This is a genomic window from Pedobacter nyackensis (genome assembly GCF_900176505.1).
Lineage (GTDB): Bacteria > Bacteroidota > Bacteroidia > Sphingobacteriales > Sphingobacteriaceae > Pedobacter > Pedobacter nyackensis.
In genome coordinates, this window is the sequence record NZ_FWYB01000025.1 from 1 (window position 1) to 24,655 (window position 24,655).

23 protein-coding genes are annotated in these 24,655 nt (G+C 39.5%); 6 read left to right on the plus strand and 17 right to left on the minus strand.

Translation table 11 applies throughout. From position 1 onward, the window contains the following. Nucleotides 1–55 precede the first annotated feature (55 nt). Complete coding sequence (locus B9A18_RS24330; RefSeq protein WP_084289126.1) at nt 56–1,120, minus strand: IS110 family RNA-guided transposase; 1,065 nt, start codon at nt 1,118–1,120, stop codon at nt 56–58. Between the two features lie 604 nt (nt 1,121–1,724). Here B9A18_RS24330 and B9A18_RS24335 point away from each other — a divergent pair. The 4 genes from B9A18_RS24335 (at nt 1,725) to nhaA (ending at nt 6,932) form a co-directional block, all read left to right on the plus strand. Then, complete coding sequence (locus B9A18_RS24335; protein WP_084292447.1) at nt 1,725–3,107, plus strand: outer membrane beta-barrel family protein; 1,383 nt, start codon at nt 1,725–1,727, stop codon at nt 3,105–3,107. A 444-nt stretch (nt 3,108–3,551) separates the two neighbouring features. Beyond that, nucleotides 3,552–5,000, plus strand: coding sequence for an asparagine--tRNA ligase (gene asnS / locus B9A18_RS24340; protein WP_084292449.1), 1,449 nt, complete (start codon nt 3,552–3,554; stop codon nt 4,998–5,000). A 106-nt stretch (nt 5,001–5,106) separates the two neighbouring features. Then, on the plus strand, nt 5,107–5,727 hold the full coding sequence (locus B9A18_RS24345) for an L-threonylcarbamoyladenylate synthase (protein ID WP_084292451.1): 621 nt from the start codon (nt 5,107–5,109) through the stop codon (nt 5,725–5,727). Nucleotides 5,728–5,756: 29 nt separating this feature from the next. Further along, on the plus strand, nt 5,757–6,932 hold the full coding sequence (gene nhaA, locus B9A18_RS24350; protein ID WP_084292453.1) for a Na+/H+ antiporter NhaA: 1,176 nt from the start codon (nt 5,757–5,759) through the stop codon (nt 6,930–6,932). Between the two features lie 79 nt (nt 6,933–7,011). On the opposite strand, the gene trpA is transcribed toward nhaA, so the two are convergent. The 6 genes from trpA to recR form a co-directional block, all read right to left on the minus strand. After that, the gene (trpA, locus tag B9A18_RS24355; RefSeq protein WP_084292455.1) at nt 7,012–7,779 is read right to left on the minus strand and encodes a tryptophan synthase subunit alpha; all 768 of its coding nucleotides are present in this window, start codon (nt 7,777–7,779) and stop codon (nt 7,012–7,014) included. Nucleotides 7,780–7,797: 18 nt separating this feature from the next. Continuing rightward, a complete protein-coding gene (trpB, locus tag B9A18_RS24360; protein ID WP_084292457.1) occupies nt 7,798–8,979 on the minus strand; it encodes a tryptophan synthase subunit beta in 1,182 nt (393 codons plus the stop codon). After that, nucleotides 8,976–9,614 (minus strand): phosphoribosylanthranilate isomerase, encoded by a 639-nt coding sequence (locus tag B9A18_RS24365; protein ID WP_084292459.1) that lies wholly within the window; start codon nt 9,612–9,614, stop codon nt 8,976–8,978. Before B9A18_RS24365 ends, trpB begins: the two co-directional genes overlap by 4 nt. A gap of 32 nt (nt 9,615–9,646) precedes the next feature. Continuing rightward, on the minus strand, nt 9,647–10,636 hold the full coding sequence (gene trpD, locus B9A18_RS24370) for an anthranilate phosphoribosyltransferase (protein WP_084292461.1): 990 nt from the start codon (nt 10,634–10,636) through the stop codon (nt 9,647–9,649). A 218-nt stretch (nt 10,637–10,854) separates the two neighbouring features. Further along, nucleotides 10,855–11,670, minus strand: a complete 816-nt coding sequence (locus tag B9A18_RS24375; RefSeq protein ID WP_084292463.1) for an SDR family oxidoreductase — start codon at nt 11,668–11,670, stop codon at nt 10,855–10,857. A 5-nt stretch (nt 11,671–11,675) separates the two neighbouring features. Next, the gene (gene recR / locus B9A18_RS24380; protein ID WP_084292465.1) at nt 11,676–12,293 is read right to left on the minus strand and encodes a recombination mediator RecR; all 618 of its coding nucleotides are present in this window, start codon (nt 12,291–12,293) and stop codon (nt 11,676–11,678) included. 70 nt (nt 12,294–12,363) lie between these two features. On the opposite strand from recR, the gene B9A18_RS24385 reads away from it, so the two are divergent. Both B9A18_RS24385 and B9A18_RS24390 read left to right on the plus strand, forming a co-directional pair. Further along, on the plus strand, nt 12,364–13,872 hold the full coding sequence (locus B9A18_RS24385; RefSeq protein WP_084292467.1) for a sodium:solute symporter: 1,509 nt from the start codon (nt 12,364–12,366) through the stop codon (nt 13,870–13,872). Nucleotides 13,873–13,886: 14 nt separating this feature from the next. Next, complete coding sequence (locus tag B9A18_RS24390) at nt 13,887–14,594, plus strand: LOG family protein (RefSeq protein WP_084292469.1); 708 nt, start codon at nt 13,887–13,889, stop codon at nt 14,592–14,594. Between the two features lie 159 nt (nt 14,595–14,753). Here B9A18_RS24390 and arsC read toward each other — a convergent pair whose 3' ends face one another. The 10 genes from arsC to sufB form a co-directional block, all read right to left on the minus strand. Further along, a complete protein-coding gene (gene arsC, locus B9A18_RS24395; protein ID WP_084292471.1) occupies nt 14,754–15,098 on the minus strand; it encodes an arsenate reductase (glutaredoxin) in 345 nt (114 codons plus the stop codon). 195 nt (nt 15,099–15,293) lie between these two features. After that, a complete protein-coding gene (locus tag B9A18_RS24400; protein WP_084292473.1) occupies nt 15,294–15,887 on the minus strand; it encodes a DUF502 domain-containing protein in 594 nt (197 codons plus the stop codon). A 45-nt stretch (nt 15,888–15,932) separates the two neighbouring features. Then, nucleotides 15,933–18,386, minus strand: a complete 2,454-nt coding sequence (locus B9A18_RS24405; RefSeq protein WP_084292475.1) for a bifunctional UDP-N-acetylmuramoyl-tripeptide:D-alanyl-D-alanine ligase/alanine racemase — start codon at nt 18,384–18,386, stop codon at nt 15,933–15,935. Nucleotides 18,387–18,578: 192 nt separating this feature from the next. Further along, nucleotides 18,579–19,043, minus strand: a complete 465-nt coding sequence (locus tag B9A18_RS24410) for an RrF2 family transcriptional regulator (RefSeq protein WP_084292476.1) — start codon at nt 19,041–19,043, stop codon at nt 18,579–18,581. A gap of 15 nt (nt 19,044–19,058) precedes the next feature. Then, nucleotides 19,059–19,373: an iron-sulfur cluster assembly protein gene (locus B9A18_RS24415; RefSeq protein ID WP_200816437.1), complete on the minus strand. Its 315-nt coding sequence runs from the start codon at nt 19,371–19,373 to the stop codon at nt 19,059–19,061. Continuing rightward, nucleotides 19,366–19,818, minus strand: coding sequence for a SufE family protein (locus B9A18_RS24420; RefSeq protein ID WP_084292478.1), 453 nt, complete (start codon nt 19,816–19,818; stop codon nt 19,366–19,368). Before B9A18_RS24420 ends, B9A18_RS24415 begins: the two co-directional genes overlap by 8 nt. Beyond that, nucleotides 19,818–21,032, minus strand: coding sequence for a cysteine desulfurase (locus tag B9A18_RS24425; RefSeq protein ID WP_084292479.1), 1,215 nt, complete (start codon nt 21,030–21,032; stop codon nt 19,818–19,820). The genes B9A18_RS24420 and B9A18_RS24425 overlap by 1 nt, the downstream gene beginning before the upstream one ends. 2 nt (nt 21,033–21,034) lie before the next feature. Then, on the minus strand, nt 21,035–22,333 hold the full coding sequence (gene sufD, locus B9A18_RS24430; protein WP_084292481.1) for a Fe-S cluster assembly protein SufD: 1,299 nt from the start codon (nt 22,331–22,333) through the stop codon (nt 21,035–21,037). A gap of 23 nt (nt 22,334–22,356) precedes the next feature. Beyond that, nucleotides 22,357–23,118, minus strand: a complete 762-nt coding sequence (gene sufC / locus B9A18_RS24435) for a Fe-S cluster assembly ATPase SufC (protein ID WP_084292494.1) — start codon at nt 23,116–23,118, stop codon at nt 22,357–22,359. Nucleotides 23,119–23,149: 31 nt separating this feature from the next. Further along, nucleotides 23,150–24,595 carry a Fe-S cluster assembly protein SufB gene (sufB, locus tag B9A18_RS24440; RefSeq protein WP_084292483.1) on the minus strand — a complete coding sequence of 482 codons (1,446 nt, stop codon included), beginning with the start codon at nt 24,593–24,595 and terminating at the stop codon, nt 23,150–23,152. Nucleotides 24,596–24,655 lie beyond the last annotated feature (60 nt).

The window sequence follows — 24,655 nt, forward strand, 5'->3', positions numbered from 1 at the left end:
AAAAAAGGTACTGTTTTAAAATCCAAATATTTAGACAAAAAAGTATTTTTGTAATCTAAAGAAGTTCAACTACTGAACTATCTTGTGTAGTCTCGATTATCGGATCGGGACTACTTCCTTTATAATTTTCCATAAACTCAGTATCATTTTTCCAAAGGGTATAGATTAGAATTAGTAATTTCCTCTGTATAGCAACTTGGCCTACCATTTTAGAGCTTTTTTTCTGGTTTATTCTCATGTAGATTTCCTTTAATGACTCATTGTATCTGCATGCTACCATTGCAGGAAAATAGAGTGCATTCCTGATATACCTATTTCCTTTCTTAGATATTCTTGTCTTTCCCTTTATTGATGTTCCAGATTCCCTTTGCACAACATCATAGCCTGAATAGCTCACAAGTTGCTTAACGCTACCAAACTGCTTAAAACCCATAGTTTCAGCAAGAATTGTAGCAAGAGTAATAAGGCCGACGCCTCTTATTGTCAACAACTTTCTTACTTTTTCCTTCAGAACCCTGTCGGCTTCTAGAAGTTTCTTGATTTCAATTAGACATTTTGCAATTTCTTTATCTATCTCGACAATCAATTTCTTGTTGCTTTTGATGATGAAATTTTGAATGTCATGTGAGCAATCCTTACTATGCTTAATGTTCCCAAGAGCAGTTTTCTGCTCCTGCAGTTGAACATAATACCGGGTTAGATTCCTAAGCTGCAACAATGCTGCAGGAGGTGGAGCCCATGACTTATGGATTCGCTCTATCCCAAACTGGCTGAGTATTCTCGCATCAACTGCATCTGTCTTTGTCTTGATGTTTAGGCTGGAAAAATAGTGCTTTGAGGTATTGGGTAGCACAACGTGAACCGTTTTCTTGATCTTGTAAAGGTGGTGCGCCAAATGTTCATAGTAAACACCTGTAGCTTCCATCAGGAATACAAGCTCTGTTCCAGCAACAATAATGCTTTTCGCCCACCGTAGCAATTGATTAAAACCCTTGGTGTCGTTACTAAAATCTAAAGACTTTGAGAACGTTAATTTACCGTCCTCTAAACGCTGACATAGACATGCAGTAAATTTAGTTTTTGAGATATCTATCCCAATTGATTGTTTTGTAATAGCCATAATCAAGAATTTAAATCGTATCGACTTAATCCTCCTTCGTCTATCCTTTTGTTTTATTCAGGCTCGTTATAGCGGCCTTAAGTACTGTTCAGACTCCTGAGAATGAAATCGTGTGGATCATCCCTTTTTTACGGTATAGCTGGAAGCTTACCAAGACCGAATTGATCTCACACGAACAGTCAATACATTTTGCATAACAACAATATAATGACCTTTTTAAAATTCTCAGTAAATATAAAAGAACCGAAACTACGGCACCAACGGAACTGTAAATATTGGGGCAGGCTACGGTAAATATTACAAAGCAAACGGGGGTTTAACACTAAACCACAGAGCAAAAAAAATTAACATTTTCGGAGACTTTAATTACGGTCGCAATAAGAGATATAATGGGACAGATATTGCAAGAACAAATAACACAGCCACCGACAAGACTTACTTTGATCAAACCAATTACAACTTAAGAAACAGAAATAACAGTAATTATAAAGCTGGGCTTGATTATTTCATCAACGATAAAAACACAATTGGCTTTTCATTCAATGGCTACCAAAGCAATGGCAAAAACATATCTGATGTACTAACTTTAATTGGCGACCAGCCTATGAAAACAGACTCTTCTGTGGTGGCAAAAAATCCAAACGACTTCAAATACACAGGTATTTCTTACAACCTGAATTACAAAGCGACAATCGACACGCTGGGCCAGGAGATTAGCATAGATGGCGACTATTCAAAATACACAGGTCGGGAAAACAATAATTTCAATAACCAATATTTCGACGCGGTAGGCCAAATATTAAAACCTCCATACCTGTTCAGAAATTCGACCCCAACTACAACAAATATTAAAGCTGCAAAAGTCGACTACACCTACCCCATCAACAAAGAGATGAAACTTGAAACAGGCTTAAAATCAAGCTTTGTAAAAACGGATAATAATTTCATATTCGAAACTCTTGAAAACAATGAATGGACAAACGACAACAAACAGAGCAACCGGTTTCTTTATGATGAAAACATCAATGCCGCTTATGCCAAACTCAGCAAAAAGTTCAAAACCACATCTGTACAATTAGGTCTTAGGGCTGAACAAACCAACTCAAAAGGGAACTCATTAACACACAACAAGATTGTTAAGAAACATTATATTGATTTTTTCCCAAGCGTTTTTATCAGCCAAACACTTTCTAAAGATCATGACATGGGCTTTTCTTATAGCAGACGGATAGACAGACCGGATTATGAATCACTAAACCCATTCATTTATTACCTTGACCTCTATTCTTACCGTTATGGCAATCCCTTTTTAACCTCCCAGTACACCAATTCGTTTGAAGTGTCTTACAGCTACAAAAAAGATTTAAACATAACATTTGGATACAGTCATACTACAGATGTAATTTCTAATGTACTATTAACAGATACCGCAAAGAAGACTATTTTCATCTCCTATCAGAATCTGGCCACTCAGGACGCTTACAATATAAACATCAGCTATCCCATAAAAATTACAGACTGGTGGAGCAGTAATAACAACCTGACCACCTATTACAATAAATTTAAAACGCCGGATATACTTGGCAGCCCTTATGAGAGCGGCAGAGTTTCAATTAACCTGAACACAGATCAGTCCATCACATTAAATCCAACTACAAGCGTAGAGCTTTCCGGCTATTACCAATCTAAACAGGTTACCGGAACATTATTGATAGATCCGCAATACAGCGTAGACTTAGGCCTTAAAAAATCTTTAATGGATAAGAAAATGGATATTAAACTAGCCCTGAATGATTTGTTTAAAACACAAAGGAGCAAAATTACCAGCGCGCTACCTTCACAACAATACATTGTTAAAGAAAGATGGGAAAGCCAAATATTTCGCTTAACCTGCACCTATAGATTTGGAAGCAATGATATTAAAGCTGCGCGTAAACGTTCAGGAAGTTCAGAAACGGAAGAAAAAAGAGTTAAATCAGGTGGCTAAAAAACGAGAGGCCTGTATCCATCCAGACACAGGCCTCTCTAACCAAATATAAATTAAACGAGCATTACAAATATAGAGATATATTTTAAAAACAAGCACAAAAACAAATAAAAATCAAAAATACTTAACAAAATAATCAAAACAAAGACAAAATAAACCAACAAAACCCAATAAACAAACACAAAAACCAAACAAAACCCAATTAACCATCAAAAACAACACTAAAAAACACACAAAAACTACACACAAACAAAAAACAACATTCAAAAACAACAATAAATAGAAAAATAACTATAATAAAAAACAAAAACACCAACAAAAAACAGCTAAAACACAAAATAAAACATCAAAAAATCAAAAACAACATCACATTCACATCAATAAATATTAAACTGTTATTTCTTCTCTATTTTCCTTATTTTTGGCTCTCTCCATAATAAAATCATGATACACAGAGAAAAAGTAAAAAATCTGCTCGAGACAGAAGAGTTTAACAGAGAAGTAACCGTTATGGGTTGGGTACGTACTTTCCGTAACAATCAGTTTATCGCTATAAATGATGGTTCCTGTATGGGAAACATCCAGATCGTTGTTGATTTCAATAATACACCGGAAGCATTACTTAAACGCATCACTACTGGTGCTGCTATAGCCGTAAAAGGTACTCTGGTTGAATCTGTTGGAAAAGGACAAAAAGTAGATATCAAAGCTGAGTCTATTGAAATACTGGGCGACAGTGACCCGGAAAAATTCCCTTTACAACCAAAGAAACATAGTCTTGAGTTTTTAAGAGAAATTGCGCATTTACGTTTCCGCACCAATACATTTAACGCCGTATTTAAAGTACGTCATGCTTTAGCCTTTGCCGTACACCAGTTTTATAATGAAAGAGGCTTTGTGTATATGCACACCCCAATCATTACTGCATCAGATGCTGAAGGCGCCGGTGAAATGTTTAAAGTAACAACCCTAGACCTGGATAACCCACCACGCACTGAAGATGGTCAGATTGATTATTCTGAAGACTTCTTTGCACGTTCTGCAAACCTTACTGTTTCCGGACAACTTGAAGGTGAGTTAGCTGCAATGGCATTTGGACAAATCTATACTTTCGGACCTACATTCAGGGCTGAAAACTCAAATACTACCCGTCACCTTGCCGAGTTCTGGATGATTGAACCTGAGGTTGCTTTTGCTGATCTTGAGGACAACATGAACCTGGCAGAGGACATGCTGAAGTATGTAATTGAATACGCCCTTAAAAACTGTAAAGAGGAATTAGAATTCCTGAACAACCGCTTACTTGAAGAAGAAAAAACAAAACCTCAAAACGAACGTAGCGAGTTATCGCTGTTAGACAAGTTAAACTTCTGCTTAACCAACGACTTTGAGCGTGTAACTTATACCGAAGCGATTAAGATCTTAAAATCTTCAAAACCTAATCAGAAAAAACAATTCAAATACCTGATTGATGAATGGGGAGCTGACTTACAATCAGAACACGAGCGCTTCCTGGTTGAAAAACACTTTAAAAAACCGGTAATCTTAACCGATTATCCTGCGGACATTAAATCATTCTACATGCGTCAGAATGAGCCGGACGAACAAGGCAGAAAAACGGTAGCCGCAATGGACATCCTTTTCCCTGGAATTGGCGAAATCGTTGGTGGATCGCAAAGAGAAGAAAGACTGGATAAACTGACCCAAAGAATGGAAGACATGAACATTCCTCAGGAAGAGTTATGGTGGTTCTTAGACACCAGACGCTTTGGTTCTGCTCCACACTCAGGCTTTGGTTTAGGCTTTGAAAGACTTGTTCTATTTGTAAGTGGAATGACAAACATCAGAGATGTAATTGCCTTCCCACGTTTCCCTAAAAACGCTGAGTTTTAAGATTAGAGCATACATAAAAAAGTCCTCCACTAAATCTAGCTGAGGACTTTTTTATTATTACGAAGAACTTTAAGCTTATTGGCATGATTTTTCTCTAAATTTACATATGCTTATCAAAATCTATCCTGAGAATCCAAATCCTAAAGCAATTGAACAAATTGTTGAAGTCTTGAAAAAAGGAGGTTTAATCATCTATCCTACTGATACAGTTTACGGCTTAGGCTGCGACATTACCAATCAAAAGGCCATTGAAAAGATATGCAGAATAAGAGGAATTAAACCAGAAAAAGCTAATTTCTCGTTCATATGTTCCGATCTCAGACATATTTCTGATTACATTAAGCCCATTGACACAGCTACCTTCAGGGTATTAAAAAAAGCCTTACCAGGCCCCTTTACCTTCATTTTTAACGCAAACAACAATGTCCCTAAGCTACTAAGCTCTAATAAAAAAACAGTAGGTATAAGGGTTCCCGACAATGATATCGCCAGGGAAATTGTAAAACAATTAGGCAATCCCATCCTATCTACTTCCATCCGCGATGATGATGAAGTTATAGAATACTCAACCGATCCGGAATTGATACATGAAAAATACGAAGAAAACGTAGATATTGTAGTTGATGGTGGATATGGTGATAATGAAGCATCTACAGTGGTTGATTGTACTTTAGGCGGATTTGAAATTATCCGTGAAGGAAAAGGAGATCTCTCCTCCTTTCTTTAATTTTCCTCAAAAAAGCTATATTTACCCATATGGCTAATTTACTAAATTTACAATCTTTTAGAGATTTTTTCCGCTCCGGCCAGATTGGTGGCGTCATGTTAATGGTCTGCGTAGCGATTTCTCTCTACATTGCGAACTCTTCTCATGCAGCCGCTTTTTCGTCCTTACTATCAACAGATTTAGGCATTACCTTCGGCACACAAGCATATTCATTCAGCATATCTGCCTGGATCAATGACGCTTTGATGGCCGTATTCTTTTTACTGGTAGGCCTCGAAATCAAACGGGAAATGGTTGAAGGAGAACTCTCCTCCCTGAAGAAAGCATCACTCCCGGTAGTAGCGGCTTTGGGCGGGATGTTAGTTCCGGCCTTTATTTACTTCTTATTTAATAAAGGTGAATCTACTGCCTCTGGATGGGGTATCCCAATGGCTACTGATATTGCTTTTGCATTAGCCATCATATCCATGCTCGGAAAGAGCGTACCAACATCATTAAAAGTCTTTTTAGCGGCACTCGCTATTGTAGATGATCTTGGCGCCATTTTAGTAATTGCTGTATTTTACACCAATGAGGTTCATTTCGACTACCTGCTCATGGCTGGAGGAGTCATGCTACTATTGCTGGCATTCAACTTTTTTAACATCAAGCAACTCTATTTCTATCTTGTACCCGGCATATTTCTGTGGTATTTCATTCACCACTCAGGCATACACGCTACCATTGCAGGGGTATTGCTGGCCTTAACCATTCCAACTAACAAAACCAGCTTAGAATCTCCTTTAGAAAAGCTGGAACATCTGTTAAACGGACCAGTAAACTATTTCATCATGCCTGTTTTCGCATTAGCGAACACCAACATAACCTTTCAGAAAGAAATGATCAGCGGCCTGGCTTCTCCATTAGGATTAGGGATTATTGTGGGACTTTTTGCAGGTAAAACCATCGGTGTAACCCTATTCTCCTGGGTAGCAGTAAAGCTTAAACTCGGAAGCTTACCTTCTCGATCGGGCTGGAAACACATTATAGGACTGGGCATGCTAGCCGGTATCGGTTTTACTATGTCCATTTTCATCTCCCTGTTATCGTTTAGTGACGAGCTTCATGTTACCGAGGCCAAGTTTGCTATTCTTTGCGCTTCTATAATTTCAGGTCTTGTTGGTTTCATCTTTTTAAAATCAATCAAGAAAAGTAAAGCATCATAATGCAGTCGTCATTTTGAGAAAAAAAGGCCTTCCTGCTGATTTATTTCAATAGGAAGGCCTTTTTTAATGACGCTACAACTTAACCTTTAAATTTCTGCATAAAGGTTTTAACGCTGCCATTCAAATCATTGGCATCAAGTGCTTTTACAAAGGCACTGCCGATAATCGCGCCATTGGCGTACTCACAAGCTTTATCAAAAGTCTCCTTGCTATCTATTCCAAAACCAATCATAGTTGGATTTTTAAGCTTCATATCAGCAATTCTTGAAAAGTAACTCTCCGTACCTTCCGACACTTGTAAATTCTGCCCTGTGGTAGCAGAAGAGGATAACAAATAAATAAAGCCATTACTCAATCCATCTATTTTATGAATACGCTCTGTTGAAGTCTGAGGAGTTACCAGAAAGATATTGCTCAATCCATTCCCTTCAAATATTCCTTGATACAATGCTTCATATTCCGCCATTGGCAAATCAGGGACAATACATCCATCTACCCCTACTTCTACACAGGCTTTACAAAAATTCTCCACACCAAACTGCAATACAGGATTTACATACCCCATAAGTAAAACGGGAATACTTACCTTTTTACGAAGATCTTTAAGTTGCTCAAACAACAATTTCAAGGTCATTCCCTGATCCAATGATTGTTTACTGCTCGCCTGAATGGTTGGTCCGTCAGCTACAGGATCTGAATAAGGAAAGCCAATTTCCAGGAGATCGGCCCCCGACTGCTCCAGCGTTTCCGCAATTTGAACGGTATCATTCAGTCCCGGATATCCTGCTGTATAATAAATTGATAATATATTCTTCTTCGTTTGAAAAAGCTCTTTTATTCTGCTCATTATTTTCTAGGTATTAGATTATAAATTAAAGTACTTCATGTAGGTATCCATATCCTTATCACCTCTACCTGATAAGCATACCACTACATTTTCACCACCTTTAAAGCTCATTTTCTCTAAATAAGCCAATGCGTGGGCACTTTCTATTGCCGGGATGATGCCTTCCATTTGCGTAAGCAACAAGCCAGCCTGTAAGGCTTCATCATCTGTAATTGACACATACTCTCCGCGACCCGTTTTAAACAAATGTGCATGTTGAGGACCAATACCCGGATAATCCAAACCTGCAGAGACAGAATGTGGCTCTACCACCTGTCCGTCTTCGGTTTGCATCAAAATACTTCTGCTGCCATGCAACACACCTTCCTTACCCAGAAAAGTTGTCGCGGCCGAGAAACCTGTATCAACACCTCTACCTCCGGCCTCAACGGCAATTAACTTTACCTTTTCATCATCTATAAAATGATAAAACATACCCATAGCATTGCTACCGCCACCTACACAAGCCAAAACGTAATCAGGCTGATCATTGCCTGTTTGTTCAATCAATTGTTTCTTCGTCTCTTCTGATATAATAGACTGAAAAATAGCCACCATATCCGGATAAGGATGTGGTCCTACAACTGATCCGATGATGTAATGCGTATCTATTGGATTATTGATCCAATCTCGCATCGCTTCATTTGTTGCGTCCTTTAAAGTTTTACTTCCTGAAGTTGCAGGCACTACCTTTGCGCCTAACATTTTCATTCTGGCCACATTAGGCGCTTGTCGCTGAATATCGATTTCACCCATATAAACCACACACTCCAAGCCACGCAAAGCACAAACTGTTGCAGTTGCCACACCATGTTGTCCCGCACCAGTTTCAGCAATGATACGCTTCTTACCAAGTCGCTCGGCAAGCAGGATCTGCCCTATCGTATTATTAATTTTATGTGCACCGGTATGGTTCAAATCCTCCCTTTTCAGGAAAATATTCGCATTATATTTCTGCGAAAGTCGCTTAGCCAGGTACAATGGTGAAGGCCGCCCAACATAATCTTTAAGTAACTGATGAAATTCTTTCTGAAAGGACTCATCGCCAATTATCTTAAGGTAGTTCTGTCTTAGCTCTTCTACATTAGGGTAAAGCATTTCGGGGATGTACGCACCGCCAAAATCTCCGAAATAGCCTTTTTCATTTACAAAATAATTCATAATGGTAGTTTATGCTTAAAATCGTTCAATTTATCTATATCCTTTAAACCCGGTGCCAGCTCAAACCTGCTGTTGATGTCGATGGCATACAAACGGGGATCATTTATTTCTTTTAATTGTTCCATACTTTCCGGGCCAATGCCTCCACTTAAAAAATATGGCTTATTCAAACTGTAATTATTAAGGAGCGCCCAATTAAAAGTCTTACCAGAACCGCCATGATCCGGTGTTTGGGTATCAAACAAAAAGTAATCTACCACATTCGCATAAGCGCTTAAAGTATTAAAGTCAAACTGCTCATTCACACCAAAAGCCTTTATCAGCACAATACCTGCATCATCAAGCAATCCTTTTAATGCAATGCAGTATTTCACAGGCTCTTGTCCATGTAACTGAACCGCATTTAACCCGTATAGAGTAGCCAGTTCAGCAACTTTATTTAGTTCTTCATTCACAAAAACACCTGTCCGCCTTATTCCCGCAGGAAGATTTTTAACAAATGAAGGTGTTAAACCATCCACAAAACGCTTAGAACCTCTAAAAAAAATAAAGCCTAAATAATCCGGCTGCAAAGCGGCAACCGCCCGTATGTTATCAGGCAGCTTCATTCCGCATATTTTCAGTTTAACATCCATTCTATTCTTTTTAAGATTTAAGATCGGTTAATTTATCTTCCTGTTAGCTTTTTAAAAGTCTCCAAAGCTTTTTTACCCGTTAATGAAGACTCTGCTTCATAGAAACAATCTCCAAAAGATTTGGTATGATCTATGGTTTGTATGGCCAGGGCAGCATTACACAAAACCACATTATTCTGTTCATCTGTTGCCCGACCGTTTAATACGTTCATAAAGATCTTTGCGGATGATTCCACAGTATCACCACCTTTTATTTTATCCTCAACAATCTGCTCAAAGCCCAGATCGGAAACCCTTAACAAGGCTTCACCATTTTTACTAAACGTTTTGATGTCACAGGTTAAAGAAACCTCATCGAAGCCATCAACAGCATGCAGAATGGTGTAGTTTTTATCCGTATCCTGATATAAATACGCATATAAGCGAGCCAGTTCTAAACTAAACACCCCTACAATCTGATTCTTAGGTTGTGCCGGATTAACCATTGGTCCAAGCATATTGAAAAAAGTTTTTACTCCTAGTTCCTTACGGATTGGGGCAACAGTTTTCATAGCCGGATTGAACAAAGGCGCATGAATAAAGCAAATACCGGCATGCTCCAGGCTCCTTTTTAATACATCCTGGTCATTGGTAAAAGTATAGCCCAGATACTCCATCACATTTGACGAACCGCAACCTGAAGAAACCCCGTAATTACCATGCTTCGCTACTTTATATCCCGCTCCGGCAGTAACAAAAGAGGCCAACGTTGAAATGTTAAAGGTATCTTTTCCATCACCGCCGGTGCCACACAGATCTACCAGTTCAAAATCAGAAAAGTCTAATTTTATACATAAATCAAGCATCGCATCGCGAAAGCCCTGCAGCTCCTGAACCGTAATATTACGCATGCCATAAGCGGTAATAAATGCAGCAATCTGAGAAGTATTAAACTCTCCCAGCGCAATCGATGTTAAAATTCTTTGTGCCTCAGCTCTGCTAAAGGTTTTATTTTCAAATAGGTGGTTAAGTATCTTCTTCATGTCAGGATTCAAAAACGAAGCTTTAAAAAAGTTTGTAAAACAAAAAAGGTTGCCTTAAAGCAACCCTCAAATATTATTATATAAAATAAAAACGTTCAATACAGGGTTACACTACGCATTCGCGTTGTGCCACCACCAGTTATTAAGTCCGTTTGTTAGTATCATTAAGGCAAATATGGAATTGTTTTTGCAAAGGAGCAAATGTTTCTTAAAAAAAATTATTTGATGAGTGCCTTTTTCTCTTTGGTAAAATGATTGAATACCAGCTTATCAGCCCATGCAGGTAACAATTTATTGATCCAGACGGTCAGTTTTCCCTGTCCTGTCATAATTAATGTGCGCTTGCGTTCAGCAATCCCATCAGCGATGGTAGCAGCTACTAACTCAGCGCTCATCATCTTACCTTCTTCCATGCTGGTCTCGCCATGAGACGCTCCATCTTTAGCCAAAGCCGTAACCCGAATATTAGAAGCGGTAAAACCCGGACAGGCCACCATTACATGGATACCGGTTTTCAGCAGTTCAGTCCGCAAAGCTTCCATAAATCCATTCATAGCAAATTTCGAAGCAGAATATCCGGTACGACCGGGTAAACCACGGTAGCCCGCTATTGAAGAAACCCCGACTACACTTCCCTTGGTTTTCAAGATCTCAGGCAAAGCGTATTTTGTACAATACACTGTACCCCAGAAATTCACATCCATCAGGTTTTTCAATACCGAAAGATCCAGCTCGTTAAACAAGGCACGCATTGATAAGCCTGCATTATTGATCAGGATATCAATCCTATCGAAAGTAACCAAAGCTTGTTTAACCAACAACTTACAATCTTCTTCCTTGCTCACATCTGTCTGCACTGCAATGGCTTTTATTCCATAGCGCTTTTCCAGATCAGCTGTAATTTCGCAAAGTGTTACATATTGTCTGGCGGCCAGTACGAGGTTTGCTCCTCGCTTTGCAAACTCTTCCGCACAAGCTTTACCTATACCCGATGAGGCACCGGTAACTATAATTACTTTATTCTTAAAATCCATTCAGGTTATTTAATTAATGAGCTCTGATAAGGCACCCTTGTTACTATTGATCTTCCCAGCGTGATCTCATCGGCATATTCCAGTTCTCCACCAAAAGCAATCCCACGCGCAATCGTCGTAATTGGGATTTGAAAATCCTTAAGCCTTTTATATAGATAAAAAAGTGTGGTATCCCCTTCCATGGTTGCACTTAAGGCCAGGATAACTTCCTTTACCGGAGTGGTAGCCACCCTTTGCACCAGGGAATCAATAAAAAGATCAGATGGTCCTATCCCGTCCATAGGCGAAATCAACCCATCCAATACATGATAAACACCAAAATACTGACCTGTATTTTCTACCGCCATTACATCTCTGGTGTCTTCTACAACACAAATCACATCTCTATCCCTTTTATTAGCCGTACAGATGTCGCAAAGCTCATGATCAGAAATATTGTGACACACACTGCAATGTTTGATCTCTTTCCTGAGCCTCATTACCGAATTCCCGAAATGATCAACTTCTTCCTGTTCTTTGTTCAACAGGTGCAATACTAACCTAAGTGCAGTCTTTTGTCCTACCCCTGGTAACTTTGAGAATTCATTTACAGCGTCTTCAAGCAGTTTAGAAGAAAAGTTCATGCTACAAATTTAATATTTTATAGAGGTAAACTCATCATGGTTTCTTACATTTAAACACTAAACCTTTAATATGAGTCCACTTATACTATTGTCATTTTTATTCGGCTACTTTCTGATTTTGATTGTAATTGCATTTGTAACTTCAAAGAAATCATCTGATAACTCTACGTTCTTCATTGCCAACAGAAACTCCAAATGGTATTTGGTGGCATTTGGGATGATTGGAACCGCATTATCCGGCGTAACCTTTATTTCTGTTCCCGGTGAAGTTGGATCCCCGGGTGGCAATCAATTTCAGTATTTCCAGTTCGTTCTCGGAAATGCCATTGGTTTTATCATTATAGCTACGGTCCTGCTGCCGCTTTATTACCGGATGAGGCTGACCTCCATTTACAGCTATATTGAACAACGATTAGGATATTACAGTTACAAAACAGCAGCCTCAATCTTTTTAATCAGTCGCACTATAGGATCTGCCTTTCGTTTGTACCTGGTGGTCATAGTATTACAGCGCTTTATATTTGATAGTTATGGCGTCCCTTTCTGGGCTACCGTATTGATATCACTTGGACTGATCTGGTCTTACACCTTTAAAGGCGGACTAAAAACCATTATTATTACCGATACTTTACAAACATTCTTCCTGGTGCTTTCAGTTTTCCTTACCATTTATTTTGTGTGCGACAGCTTGAATATGAACATACCGGAAGCCTTTGAAACCATCAAAAACAGTGGTTATTCCAAAATCTTCTTTTATGAAGACTTCCTTACCAGTAAGTTTCATTTCAGTAAACAATTGCTGGGTGGAATATTTGTAACCATTGCCATGACTGGACTGGATCAGGATCTGATGCAAAAAAACCTAAGCATGAAAACCATTGGCGAAGCCCAAAAGAACATGTTTACCTTTACCGGTGTATTTGTCATTTTGAATATATTCTTCTTAAGCGTAGGTGCTTTACTGTATATTTTTGCTACAAAAAACGGAATAGACATCCCTACAGATTATGTTACCGGCAAACCAAGAACAGACTTTTTGTTCCCAGAGATCGCCTTCAATCACCTGGCACTTATCCCCGGAATTGTATTTATGTTGGGTTTAACTGCAGCAACTTTTGCCACTACCGACTCTGCCTTAACCGCATTAACGACCTCTTTCTGTGTAGATTTCCTGCATATGGGTAAAGGCGACAATGACAATAGCAAAGAAGCGGTACGCAAACGTCACATGGTACACGTTGGCTTCTCTGTATTGATGTTCCTGGTTATTGTTGTATTTAATGCGATTAACGACGACTCCGTAGTAAATGGCATTTTCAGAGTAGCGTCCTATACCTACGGACCGCTTTTAGGTCTTTATAGTTTCGGCTTATTTGTAAAAAATCGTGGTCTACACGACAAATTAGTTCCATTTATATGCATAATATCACCGGCAATTTGTTACTTGCTAAATGATTACTCAGTCCAATTATTAGGTGGTTATAAATTTAGTGTGGAGTTAATCCTTGTAAACGGATTAATCACTTTTATAGGATTATTATTGATCAGCAAAAAAACTGATCAGCAAACAAAGTTTTAAAATACAATTAGTGTATGACAAGTGAAGAGAAAATAAGAAGTGCTTTCGAAAACAAAAACTGGCAGGAAATAAAAGTTACAGACTCCTGGCAGATCTTTAAAATCATGGCCGAGTTTGTCGATGGCTTTGAGAAATTAGCAAAAATTGGCCCATGTGTTTCCATTTTCGGATCAGCAAGAACAGCTGAAACCAATAAATATTATGAAATAGCAGTTGAATGTGGCCGTCTATTAACAGAACGCGGATATGGTGTAATTACAGGCGGTGGTCCAGGCATCATGGAGGCAGGTAATAAAGGTGCACATACAAACGGAGGAAAATCAGTAGGTCTTAATATTGAGTTACCATTTGAGCAATTTCACAATAAATACATTGATCACAATAAACTTTTAGAGTTCGATTACTTTTTTATCAGAAAGGTGATGTTTATGAAATATTCTCAGGGCTTTATTGTACTTCCAGGTGGAATGGGTACTATGGATGAATTGTTCGAGGCGATCACCCTGATCCAAACAGGGAAGGTTGCACGCTTCCCAATCGTTTTAGTTGGAAAGGAATACTGGGGTGGTTTATTAGAATGGATTAAAAGTACGATGCTTCATCAAGAACACAATATCCATGCGGAAGATCTTAACCTCTTTAGATTAGTTGATACTGCAGAAGAAGCAGCTGAACATATCTTCAGGTTCTACGAGAAATATGTATTGAAACCGAATTTTTAAAGGAATTAGTCTTCCTAACTTAAAAAAATCAAATATTGTTCGCCTCGCCAAGTCTTTTGCTGAAGGGCAAAACCCTTGAATGTCGGCTTACAACATTTGATTTTTTTATTGAAACACTACACCATACCCTCTGCCTACCTTTAAAGCTTGATATGATGATTACCCCAAAATCTCGTTGATTTTCTCTGTAGGTCTTGCAATAACAGCCCTATCACCTGAAACCAATATCGGACGTTCTATCAATATTGGATTCATTACCATTGCAGCAATCCATTCTTCATCAGAAAGCTCCTGCCCCTTATATTTCTCTTTATAGATTGGTTCAGTTTTACGAACAAGATCATGCGCTCTAATGCCAAGCTTACTAATAATAGATCGTAACTCTTCTGCGGTCGGCGCAGTTTCCAGGTAATTTACGACTTCAAATTCCTCTCCGCTTTCTTCTAAAATAGCCAGTGCACACCTGCTTTTGCTGCATCTGTTGTTGTGATAAATTTTAATCATGTTGTTTTTCTTTTAGATCCCACTCAAATATCCTACACCTTCCCATCAGCCTCTCTCTACATCTTCCCTTTTATCCTCTATCTCCGTCTCGCCGGCTGTAGTCGTTTCAAAAAAAAATTGGTTGTTGTGAGACGACATGCAAAGATTTTGCCCTTCCGCAAAATGTTTGAGGAGTCGAACAATTACCTATTTTTTTTAGTTAAAATGACTAACCCCACCAGACACCACCAACTTCATGGCGTCCGCAGCACTCATATTTAATGGTTTAATTTTTTCATGTTTCACTACATACACCTGTCCGGCAAACGAATAAGAAAACGGGAAATACACAATAGACTCTCCAGGCAGATTAATAGATTTCAAATCCGACTGGGTAAGAAAGCCTATGCGCTTTAAATCGCCGCCCACTTCAACCAGAACCGGATTATTAAACTTCTTTTCATCCCCCACAAAAGCCTCAGTAAGGTCTTTTATTGAGGAGTAAATAAACTTCAGAAATGGTATTTTATCTAATAAACGGTGAAACCAATCGTACATCGGTTCCGTTACAAAATAAGTTACAAAAATACCGGCAATTAGTATCAGAGAGATCACCAATGCAAGTCCCAAACCAGGAATATTCCTGCTTGCTCCAGTATTGGGATCAACACCCAGAATGTTATTTACATTCAACCAGCTATCAACCGTAGTTACAGCCCAAACCACAATAAAAACGCTTAATGCAATAGGGAGTACGATTAATAATCCTTTGATCAAATAATTCAATAACGCCCTGCCAATACTATTCATAATGCAAACTTAGATAAAATATTCAGGTATAAATAGCCCGATTAATTACTCATAAAAATATACCCGCTTCACCCTTTGAGAGACGTTAGTTAATATCTCATAAGGAATAGTCCCAATCTGCTTCGCCAATGTAGAAATGGTCAGCTTATCGTTAAATACAATCACCTCGTCACCGGTCTTTACATTAAGTCCCGTTACGTCCAGCATACACATATCCATACAAATTACCCCTACCGTTGGCACCAGTTTCCCCTTGATCAGCATTTTACCTATTCCATTACCAAAAGCACGATTATAACCATCAGCATAACCAATTTTTACGGTTGCTATTGTCCCACCTTCCGGTAACAAGCCCTTACGCCCATAACCTACTGTTTCATTGGCTTTAATTTCTTTAACCTGGGTAATAGTCGTTTTTAATACGGCAACTGTCTGCAAGCCTTTATTATTATGCAATCCGGCATCAAAGCCATACAAACCAATACCGATCCTCACCATATCCAATTGCGCATCCGGATGACGGGAGATCCCTGAAGTATTAGAGATATGCCTGATAAATTCATAACCCAGCCCTTTACTAAGCAAATCAGTAGCCGTTTTAAGCTGTGCTATCTGCTGTTTGGTAAAGGCATCATGCATCCCTTCTTCACTTCCCACCAGATGTGAAAAAACTGAAACTACTTTTAACTTATTAGTTTCATTGAGGAGTCTTAGTAATTCTGGCAAATCAGGTTCTTCAAAACCCAAACGGTGCATTCCTGTGTCAATTTTTAAATGCACAGGATAATTTTCATCCTGAACAAAGCTGATAAAACGTTGTAAGATATCAAGGTTATACAATTCAGGTTCCAGCTTATACCTGACAATCGCATCAAAAGCAGAAGGTTCGGGACTCATAACCATGATTGGCATTTTTATCCCTCCTTTCCTTAATGCAATTCCTTCATCAGTATAAGCTACTGCCAGGTAATCTACCTTATGATACTGCAATAAATTAGCTATTTCAAAGCTACCGCTACCGTAGGAGAAAGCCTTAACCATCGCCATCACCTTAACACCCGGTTTTAACTTACTACGATAAAATTGTAAGTTACCTGCCAGGGCATTCAAATCTATTTCCATAACCGTATCATGCACCTTTTGTGCAATCAATTTACTGATCCGTTCAAATTCAAACTTTCTGGCTCCTTTCACCAAAATAGTTTCATTACTAAAGTGCAGGGCAGGAAAATTTTCAACAAAACCCTGTGTACTTTCAAAGAAAGTGGACTCCATCTCAAACAAATCAGCCGATGCGGTGATATGCGGACCAATACCGATTAACCTATCTACATTCTTTTGTTTTAACAGCGCTGCAATTTCTACATACAGCACCTCATCACTTTTACCGGTTTCAGGAAGATCTGATAAGATCAGGGTTCTTTTAGCATGTTGATTCTGGAGGTTCAGAAAATCCAGCGCGATAGCCAGCGATGAGATATCTGCACTATAAGAATCATCAATCAATGAACATTGGTTAATGCCGTTCTTCAATTCAAGGCGCATACTTACCCTGGTTAACTTTGCCAGGCGCTCATCTGCTTCTTCAGGGGTATAACCAAGGGCCAATAAGGTGGCCCAGCAAGTGATACCATTTTCAACAGAAGCTTTATCAACAAATGGAATCAGACATTCTATTTCTGCACTTTTATACTTTGCGCGGATATAATTCCTACCTTCAATAGGTTCTACCAATACAATCTTAAGATCTGCGTCCTCTTTAAAGCTCCATGAAAACTTCTGCTGTCCAGGTAAGTCACTTTTCCGGATCCCTTCCGTATATTCAGGTGAATAAATAAACAGGTCAGTAGCTTTAAATAACTTCAGTTTTTCCTGTAGCTTTTCGCTTTGTGAGCTAAAGCCTTCGGCGTGCGCCTCCCCAATATTTGTAAGGATACCAATAGTAGGTTGTATAATATCAGCAAGGGCATCCATTTCATTTCCTTTGGATATACCGGCCTCAAAAATACCAAGCGTATGATCAGCTTCAATTTCCCAAACCGAAAGTGGCACTCCTATCTGCGAGTTAAAACTTTTAGGACTTCTTACGATATTAAAATCTGTAGTCAGCAATTGATACAGCCATTCCTTAACAATAGTTTTACCATTGCTGCCTGTTATCCCCAATACCTTCAAATCATATTGTGAACGGTTATATTTTGCGAGGCTTTGCAATGCAAGCAACGCATCCTTAACCAGCAGGATATTTGCATCAGGAAACAAATCAATATATTTCTCGTCAGTGATGACAAAGTTCCGGATACCATTGGCATAAGCATCCTTTAAGTACCGATGCCCATCTCTTTTAGCACTCAATGCAAAAAACAATGACCCTTCAGGATCTATTACCGTTCTGCTATCAATTACCAGCTTCCTGATGATTGCGTCGTTCATTTTATGAACAGATACAACATTCAGAATTTCTAAGATATGGTTGATGGTATAAGGAGAATTACTCATCTGACAAAATTAAGCTTATAGCCCCAATCCGTTAAACATTTTATATTTTTTTATGAGTAAATGATACTGAATAAAATGAATAGCTAAAATTTTAGGTGATTTAAAAACAATTACTCAATTTTACATGTAGAGAGAGCGTTAGGGTGTCCCGGTTTAATTACTGGGGCACTTTTTTTGTAGGTTACTATCCGTTTACAAAGCATGCGGCTGCAAAATAGATTCCAGCAAAGCACTGGATTCCTGCTCCGGGCTCAGCAGATCCTGTAAAGTAACTTTATCCAACAGCTGATCCACAGTAAACTGAATCATTTGCCACAAAGAGCGTATAGAGCAATCGATAGAATTTGTGCATAACCTGAGTGTTCCAGGATATTCCTCACAGAATTTCTTGCTAAAAAGCGCGCCCCCCAATACCTTCATCACCTGGTTAATATTTACCTGATCTGCAGGCTGAGCCAACACATAACCTCCTTTATAACCTGGGGTACTGTTGATATAGCCCGCCATGCGCAGTGTACGCGTTAATTTCCCTACATAGGCTGCCGACAACCCTTCCGATTCGCTAATAGCAGGAATACTGATTCCCTCCTTTTGATCGTGCCTCGCAATACGAAGTAAAATCCTTAGTCCGTACTCCTCTTGTGCAGTAATCTTCATCTCCTTTATCTTAATTTACATCATTCCCAATTCAAACCGCGCAGTTTCCGACATCATATCCCTGTTCCATGGCGGTTCCCAGGTTACGATAACGGAAACCTCATTAACCCCTTCAATTGCTTTTACTTTCTGCTCCACCTCTTGCGGAATAATTTGTGCTGCAGGGCAACCAGGTGCTGTAAGCGTCATCACGATCTGCACGTTATTAAAGGGGGGCATGACCTCAGTTTCGTAGATCAATCCCAGCTCATATATGCTGACCGGTATTTCAGGATCATATATGGTTTGCAAACAATCAATAACTTTCTGCTTTAATTCTTCCTTATCCATGATCTGCTTTTTTATTATCTTTCATCATTTTATAAGCCACCGCATAATTTTTCATCTGTTTAATCATCGACAGTAAACCATTCGACCGCGTTTGGGCCAAATGCGTCATCATCCCTATTTCAGCTATAAAATTCATTTTAGCAGCCAAAATTTCTTCAGGCGTCTGTCCTGATAATACTTCAATCAGCATACTGATCAATCCCTTCACAATCACGGCATCGCTGTCGGCCTTAAAAACGACTACACCATCCTCAAATGAAGCGGCAAGCCAAACGGTCGACTGGCACCCTTTAATCTTATTCTCGTCTATTTTATGCTCATCTTCAAGTACCGCTAACTTTTTACCCAGCTCAATGATATATTCATACTTATCTTCCCAGCTATCAAACAGGGCGAAATCCTCAACAATCTCTTTTTCGATCTCAGCAATTGACTTTACATTCATTACGTTAACATTTTTATAGCCTTGTGTAAACCTGCGATCAGCACATCTATCTCTTCCTTTTGATTATAAACCGCGAAGGATGCCCTTATCGTACCAGGAATGCCAAAACGCTTCATTAAAGGTTGTGTACAATGGTGCCCTGTCCTTACAGCGATACCCATATTATCCAGCAACACACCCATATCCTGAGGATGAACCCCATCAATCACAAAAGAAACCAGACTGACCTTATTTCCGGCCTGCCCGATAATTGTAAGTCCGGGGATGGCCTGCAGCTGCGCAGTTGCATAGGCAAGCAATTCTGCTTCATGCTTTCTGATTGACTCTTTTCCGGTATCCTTAATAAAATCCAATGCCGTTTTTAAGGCAATGGTATCAGCAATATTGGGTGTGCCCGCCTCATATTTATAAGGCAAATCATTATAAGTTGTCTTTTCAAAAGTCACCTCTCTGATCATTTCTCCCCCGCCCTGAAAAACAGGCATATTTTCGAGCAACTCTTTCTTACCATATAAGGCACCTATACCTGTTGGTCCGTATACTTTATGGCCGGAAAAGGCAAAAAAATCACAATCCATATCCTGGACATCTATATCCAGGTGGACTGCAGACTGTGCACCATCTACCAACACTTTAGCACCTACCTCATGTGCAGCCCCTATCATCTCCTTAACGGGATTTACTGTTCCCAGCGAGTTCGACACCTGCACAATGGATACCAGTTTAGTCTTACTGCTTAATAAGCTTTTATAAGCATCCATATCCAGTTCTCCGTTATCCTTAACAGGGATAACTTTTAAAATCGCATTTTTCTCTTCGCAGACTATTTGCCAGGGCACAATATTGGAATGATGTTCCATGCCCGATATGATAATTTCATCACCGGCAGCAATATTTTGCCTACCCCAGGTATACGCTACCAGGTTAATTCCCTCTGTGGTTCCTCTGGTAAAAATAATCTCCTCTACCTCCGCAGCACCTATAAACTCCTGCACAGCGAACCGCGCAGCTTCATAGGCATGGGTAGCTTCCTCTGCAAGGGTATGAATTCCCCTATGGATATTGGCATTATAATGCGCATAATAATGGCTTAATGCATCAATTACACTTTGAGGCTTTTGCGAAGTAGCAGCGTTATCAAAGTAAACCAGTGGCTTACCTTTTACCGTTCTACCCAATATCGGGAACTGCTGTCTTATATCTGTGACTACCATTTTCAGACAATTGATAAGTGTTCGTAAATCAGTTTCTCTACATAAGCCCTTATAGCCATAGGCTTGATATGAGCCAGTACATCGGCCGAATAAGCCTGTAAAAGCAATACTTCAGCTTTTTCTTTAGGTATCCCTCTTGCTCTTAAATAAAACAGCGCCTCTTCATCAAGCTGCCCCACCGTACAACCATGCGAACACTTCACATCATCAGCAAAAATCTCCAGCTGTGGTTTGGTGTTTATTGTGGCATTGTCGGAGAGCAGGATATTCTTGTTAGACTGAAAGGAATTCGTTTTCTGCGCATCAGGCTGCACCATAATTCTTCCATTAAACACAGCTGTAGATGAATCATCTGCAATCCCCTTATACAATTGATTGCTAAAACACTCTGGCTTTCTATTGTCTATCAAAGTGTGGTTATCGGCATGAGTTTTACCCCTTAGCAGGTAAAGTCCATATAAATGCGCTTCATTGCCGGTAGCATCGAGTATCAGATTCATGTTATTGCGCACGATACCACCATTTAGCGTTATGGCTACCGTATGCACATAACTACGTCCGACCTGCCTAATATGGGTAGTACTAACCTGACTGGCATTAGCCGTATCGTTCTGTATCTTATAATATTCTACAATAGCATTTTGTTCAACTACGATTTCCAAAACCTCATTGCAAAAACTATCTGAACTGCCTAAGGTGACGTAAGTCTCCGTTAATTGAAGTTTGCTGTTTTCATCCACGTAAATCAAGCTACGGGGCTGTGCCAGCGTATGATGCTGTCTGCTATCCAAAATATGGTAAACATATATCGGATGATGAGGTATCTTCCCTTTAAGGATGTGAATAAAAACACCTTCGGTAATAAAAGCACCATTCAGTGCATGAATCCCATCTTTTATATACTCCGTACTTTTATTCAGATGTTTACCTACCAGATCCCTGTATTCTCCATTTACCGCATCTTTTAAAGACAAGACCTTCATCTCCGTATCGGAAGAAAGGATATTGGAAAGTGAAAAGTCAAAGCGTCCATTCACAAATACCAGTTCATTGGCTTTATGATGTCCAGGCATACGTAAAGCAGCTACATCGGCAGCAGTAATGGTATGACCAATTTGGGCATAGGTCTGGTTAAACAAACTACTAATGCCGGTATATTTCCACTCTTCTGTGTGAAAAGTAGGCAGACCGGCTTTATTAAACGTATCGAAGCTTTGTTTTCTGATGGCCGCAATGTGCTCATCAGCATCTTCCAGCTGCAACTGCTCAAACTGCTCCTTAAAATAAGTTAAATCAATCATCTCACATTGTTTTAATAAACCTGCTATTCGGCAGTTAAATCAACTTCATCTGTAATAAAATCATAGCCCTTTTCTTCCAGCTCCAATGCCAGTTCTTTGGTGCCTGATTTTACAATCCGGCCATTGTACAACACATGTACAAAATCAGGCTGGATGTATTCAAGTAGGCGTTGATAATGGGTAATTACCAGTACTGCACGTTCCGGGTTATGCAGCTTATTGATACCATTGGCTACAATACGCAAGGCATCAATATCCAGCCCTGAGTCGGTCTCATCCAATATTGCCAGTTTAGGCTCAAGCATGGCCATCTGAAAAATCTCATTACGCTTCTTTTCACCACCCGAAAATCCTTCATTAATCGACCGGCTTAACAGCGACTGATCGATCTCTACCAGTGCCATTTTCTCTTTCATAATTTTCAGGAAGGAAACTGAATCAAGCGGTTCCAAACCATGATATTTACGCTTCTCGTTTACCGCAGCTTTAATAAAGTTTGTGGTACTTACCCCTGGTATTTCCACAGGATATTGAAAAGCAAGAAAAAGTCCTTCACGGGCTCTGTCTTCGGGCGACAACTCCAACAGGTTTTTGTTTAAAAAACTAACCTCCCCTTCAGTAACTTCATACTCCTCTCTCCCTGCCAAAACCGATGCCAGCGTGCTTTTACCGGAACCGTTAGGCCCCATAATGGCATGTACCTCCCCTGGTTTGATCTCAAGGTTAATTCCTTTTAATATCTCTTTACCCTCTACGTTTGCGTGAATATTTTTGATGGATAACATATACATATATTTTGTTTAAGCGAGCGCTTGTTTAACCTACACTACCTTCCATACTGATGGCTAATAGTTTCTGTGCTTCTATGGCAAATTCCATAGGCAGCTGATTCATTACTTCTTTAGCAAAGCCGTTTACAATAAGTGCAACTGCCTCTTCAGGATCTATACCCCTTTGTCGACAATAGAAAAGCTGATCTTCTCCAATTTTAGAAGTTGTTGCCTCGTGCTCCACTATAGCGGTTTTGTTTTTCACCTCTATATATGGGAAAGTATGCGCCCCGCATTTATCACCCAGCAATAAAGAATCACATTGCGAATAATTGCGGGCGTTGGTAGCATGCTTACTTGCTCTTACCAATCCACGGTAGCTGTTTTGACTGAAACCGGCCGAAATACCCTTAGCTACGATCCTGCTCCTCGTATTTTTACCCAGGTGGATCATTTTTGTACCTGTATCAGCCTGCTGATGGTTGTTGGTAAAAGCGACCGAATAAAACTCGCCAATCGTATGATCCCCTTTTAAAATCACACTCGGATACTTCCAGGTGATGGCCGAGCCGGTCTCTACCTGTGTCCAGGAAATCTTTGAATAATCGCCTTTACATATCCCCCTTTTGGTTACAAAGTTGTAAATCCCTCCCTTGCCTTCCTTATCACCGGGATACCAGTTCTGCACTGTAGAATATTTAATTTCGGCCTTCTCCATGGCCAAAAGTTCAACGACTGCTGCATGCAACTGATTTTCATCACGCATTGGCGCAGTACAGCCTTCCAGATAGCTTACATAACTTTCATCTTCGGCCACAATTAAAGTGCGTTCAAACTGACCCGCATTCTCTGTATTGATGCGGAAATAGGTAGATAGTTCCATCGGGCATCGTACCCCTTTAGGAATAAAGCAAAAAGATCCGTCAGTAAACACTGCTGAGTTTAAGGCAGCAAAATAATTATCTGTCATGGGTACTACCGATCCCATGTATTTTTTCACCAATTCAGGGTGTTGCTGTATAGCTTCACTAATGGAACAAAATATTACACCAATTTCCGACAGCTGCTCTTTAAAGGAAGTAGCAATAGAAACGCTATCCATCACCACATCTACGGCTACGCCGGTTAATCGTTTTTGCTCAACCAACGAAATACCCAATTTCTCAAAAGTACTCAGTAATTCAGGATCTACTTCATCCAGACTATTCAACTGCTTTTTCGGTTTGGGGGCTGCGTAATAAATGATATCCTGATAATCAATTACAGGATACTTTATATTCGCCCAGGTAGGCTCTTCCAATGTCAGCCAATAAGCATAAGCTTTAAGCCGCCATTCGAGCATCCATTCCGGTTCGTTTTTTTTATGAGAAATCAGTCGGATGACATCCTCGTTAAGTCCTTTTGGAATAACATCTGTATCTATATCTGTCACAAAACCATATTTGTAATCGTTTAATACGGCTTGCTCCAGGGAGTCTTGTTTATCTTTCATGCTCTTTATTTATTGAAACATTAGACATTACTCAAATATACCCCCTTTCGCTTATTTATA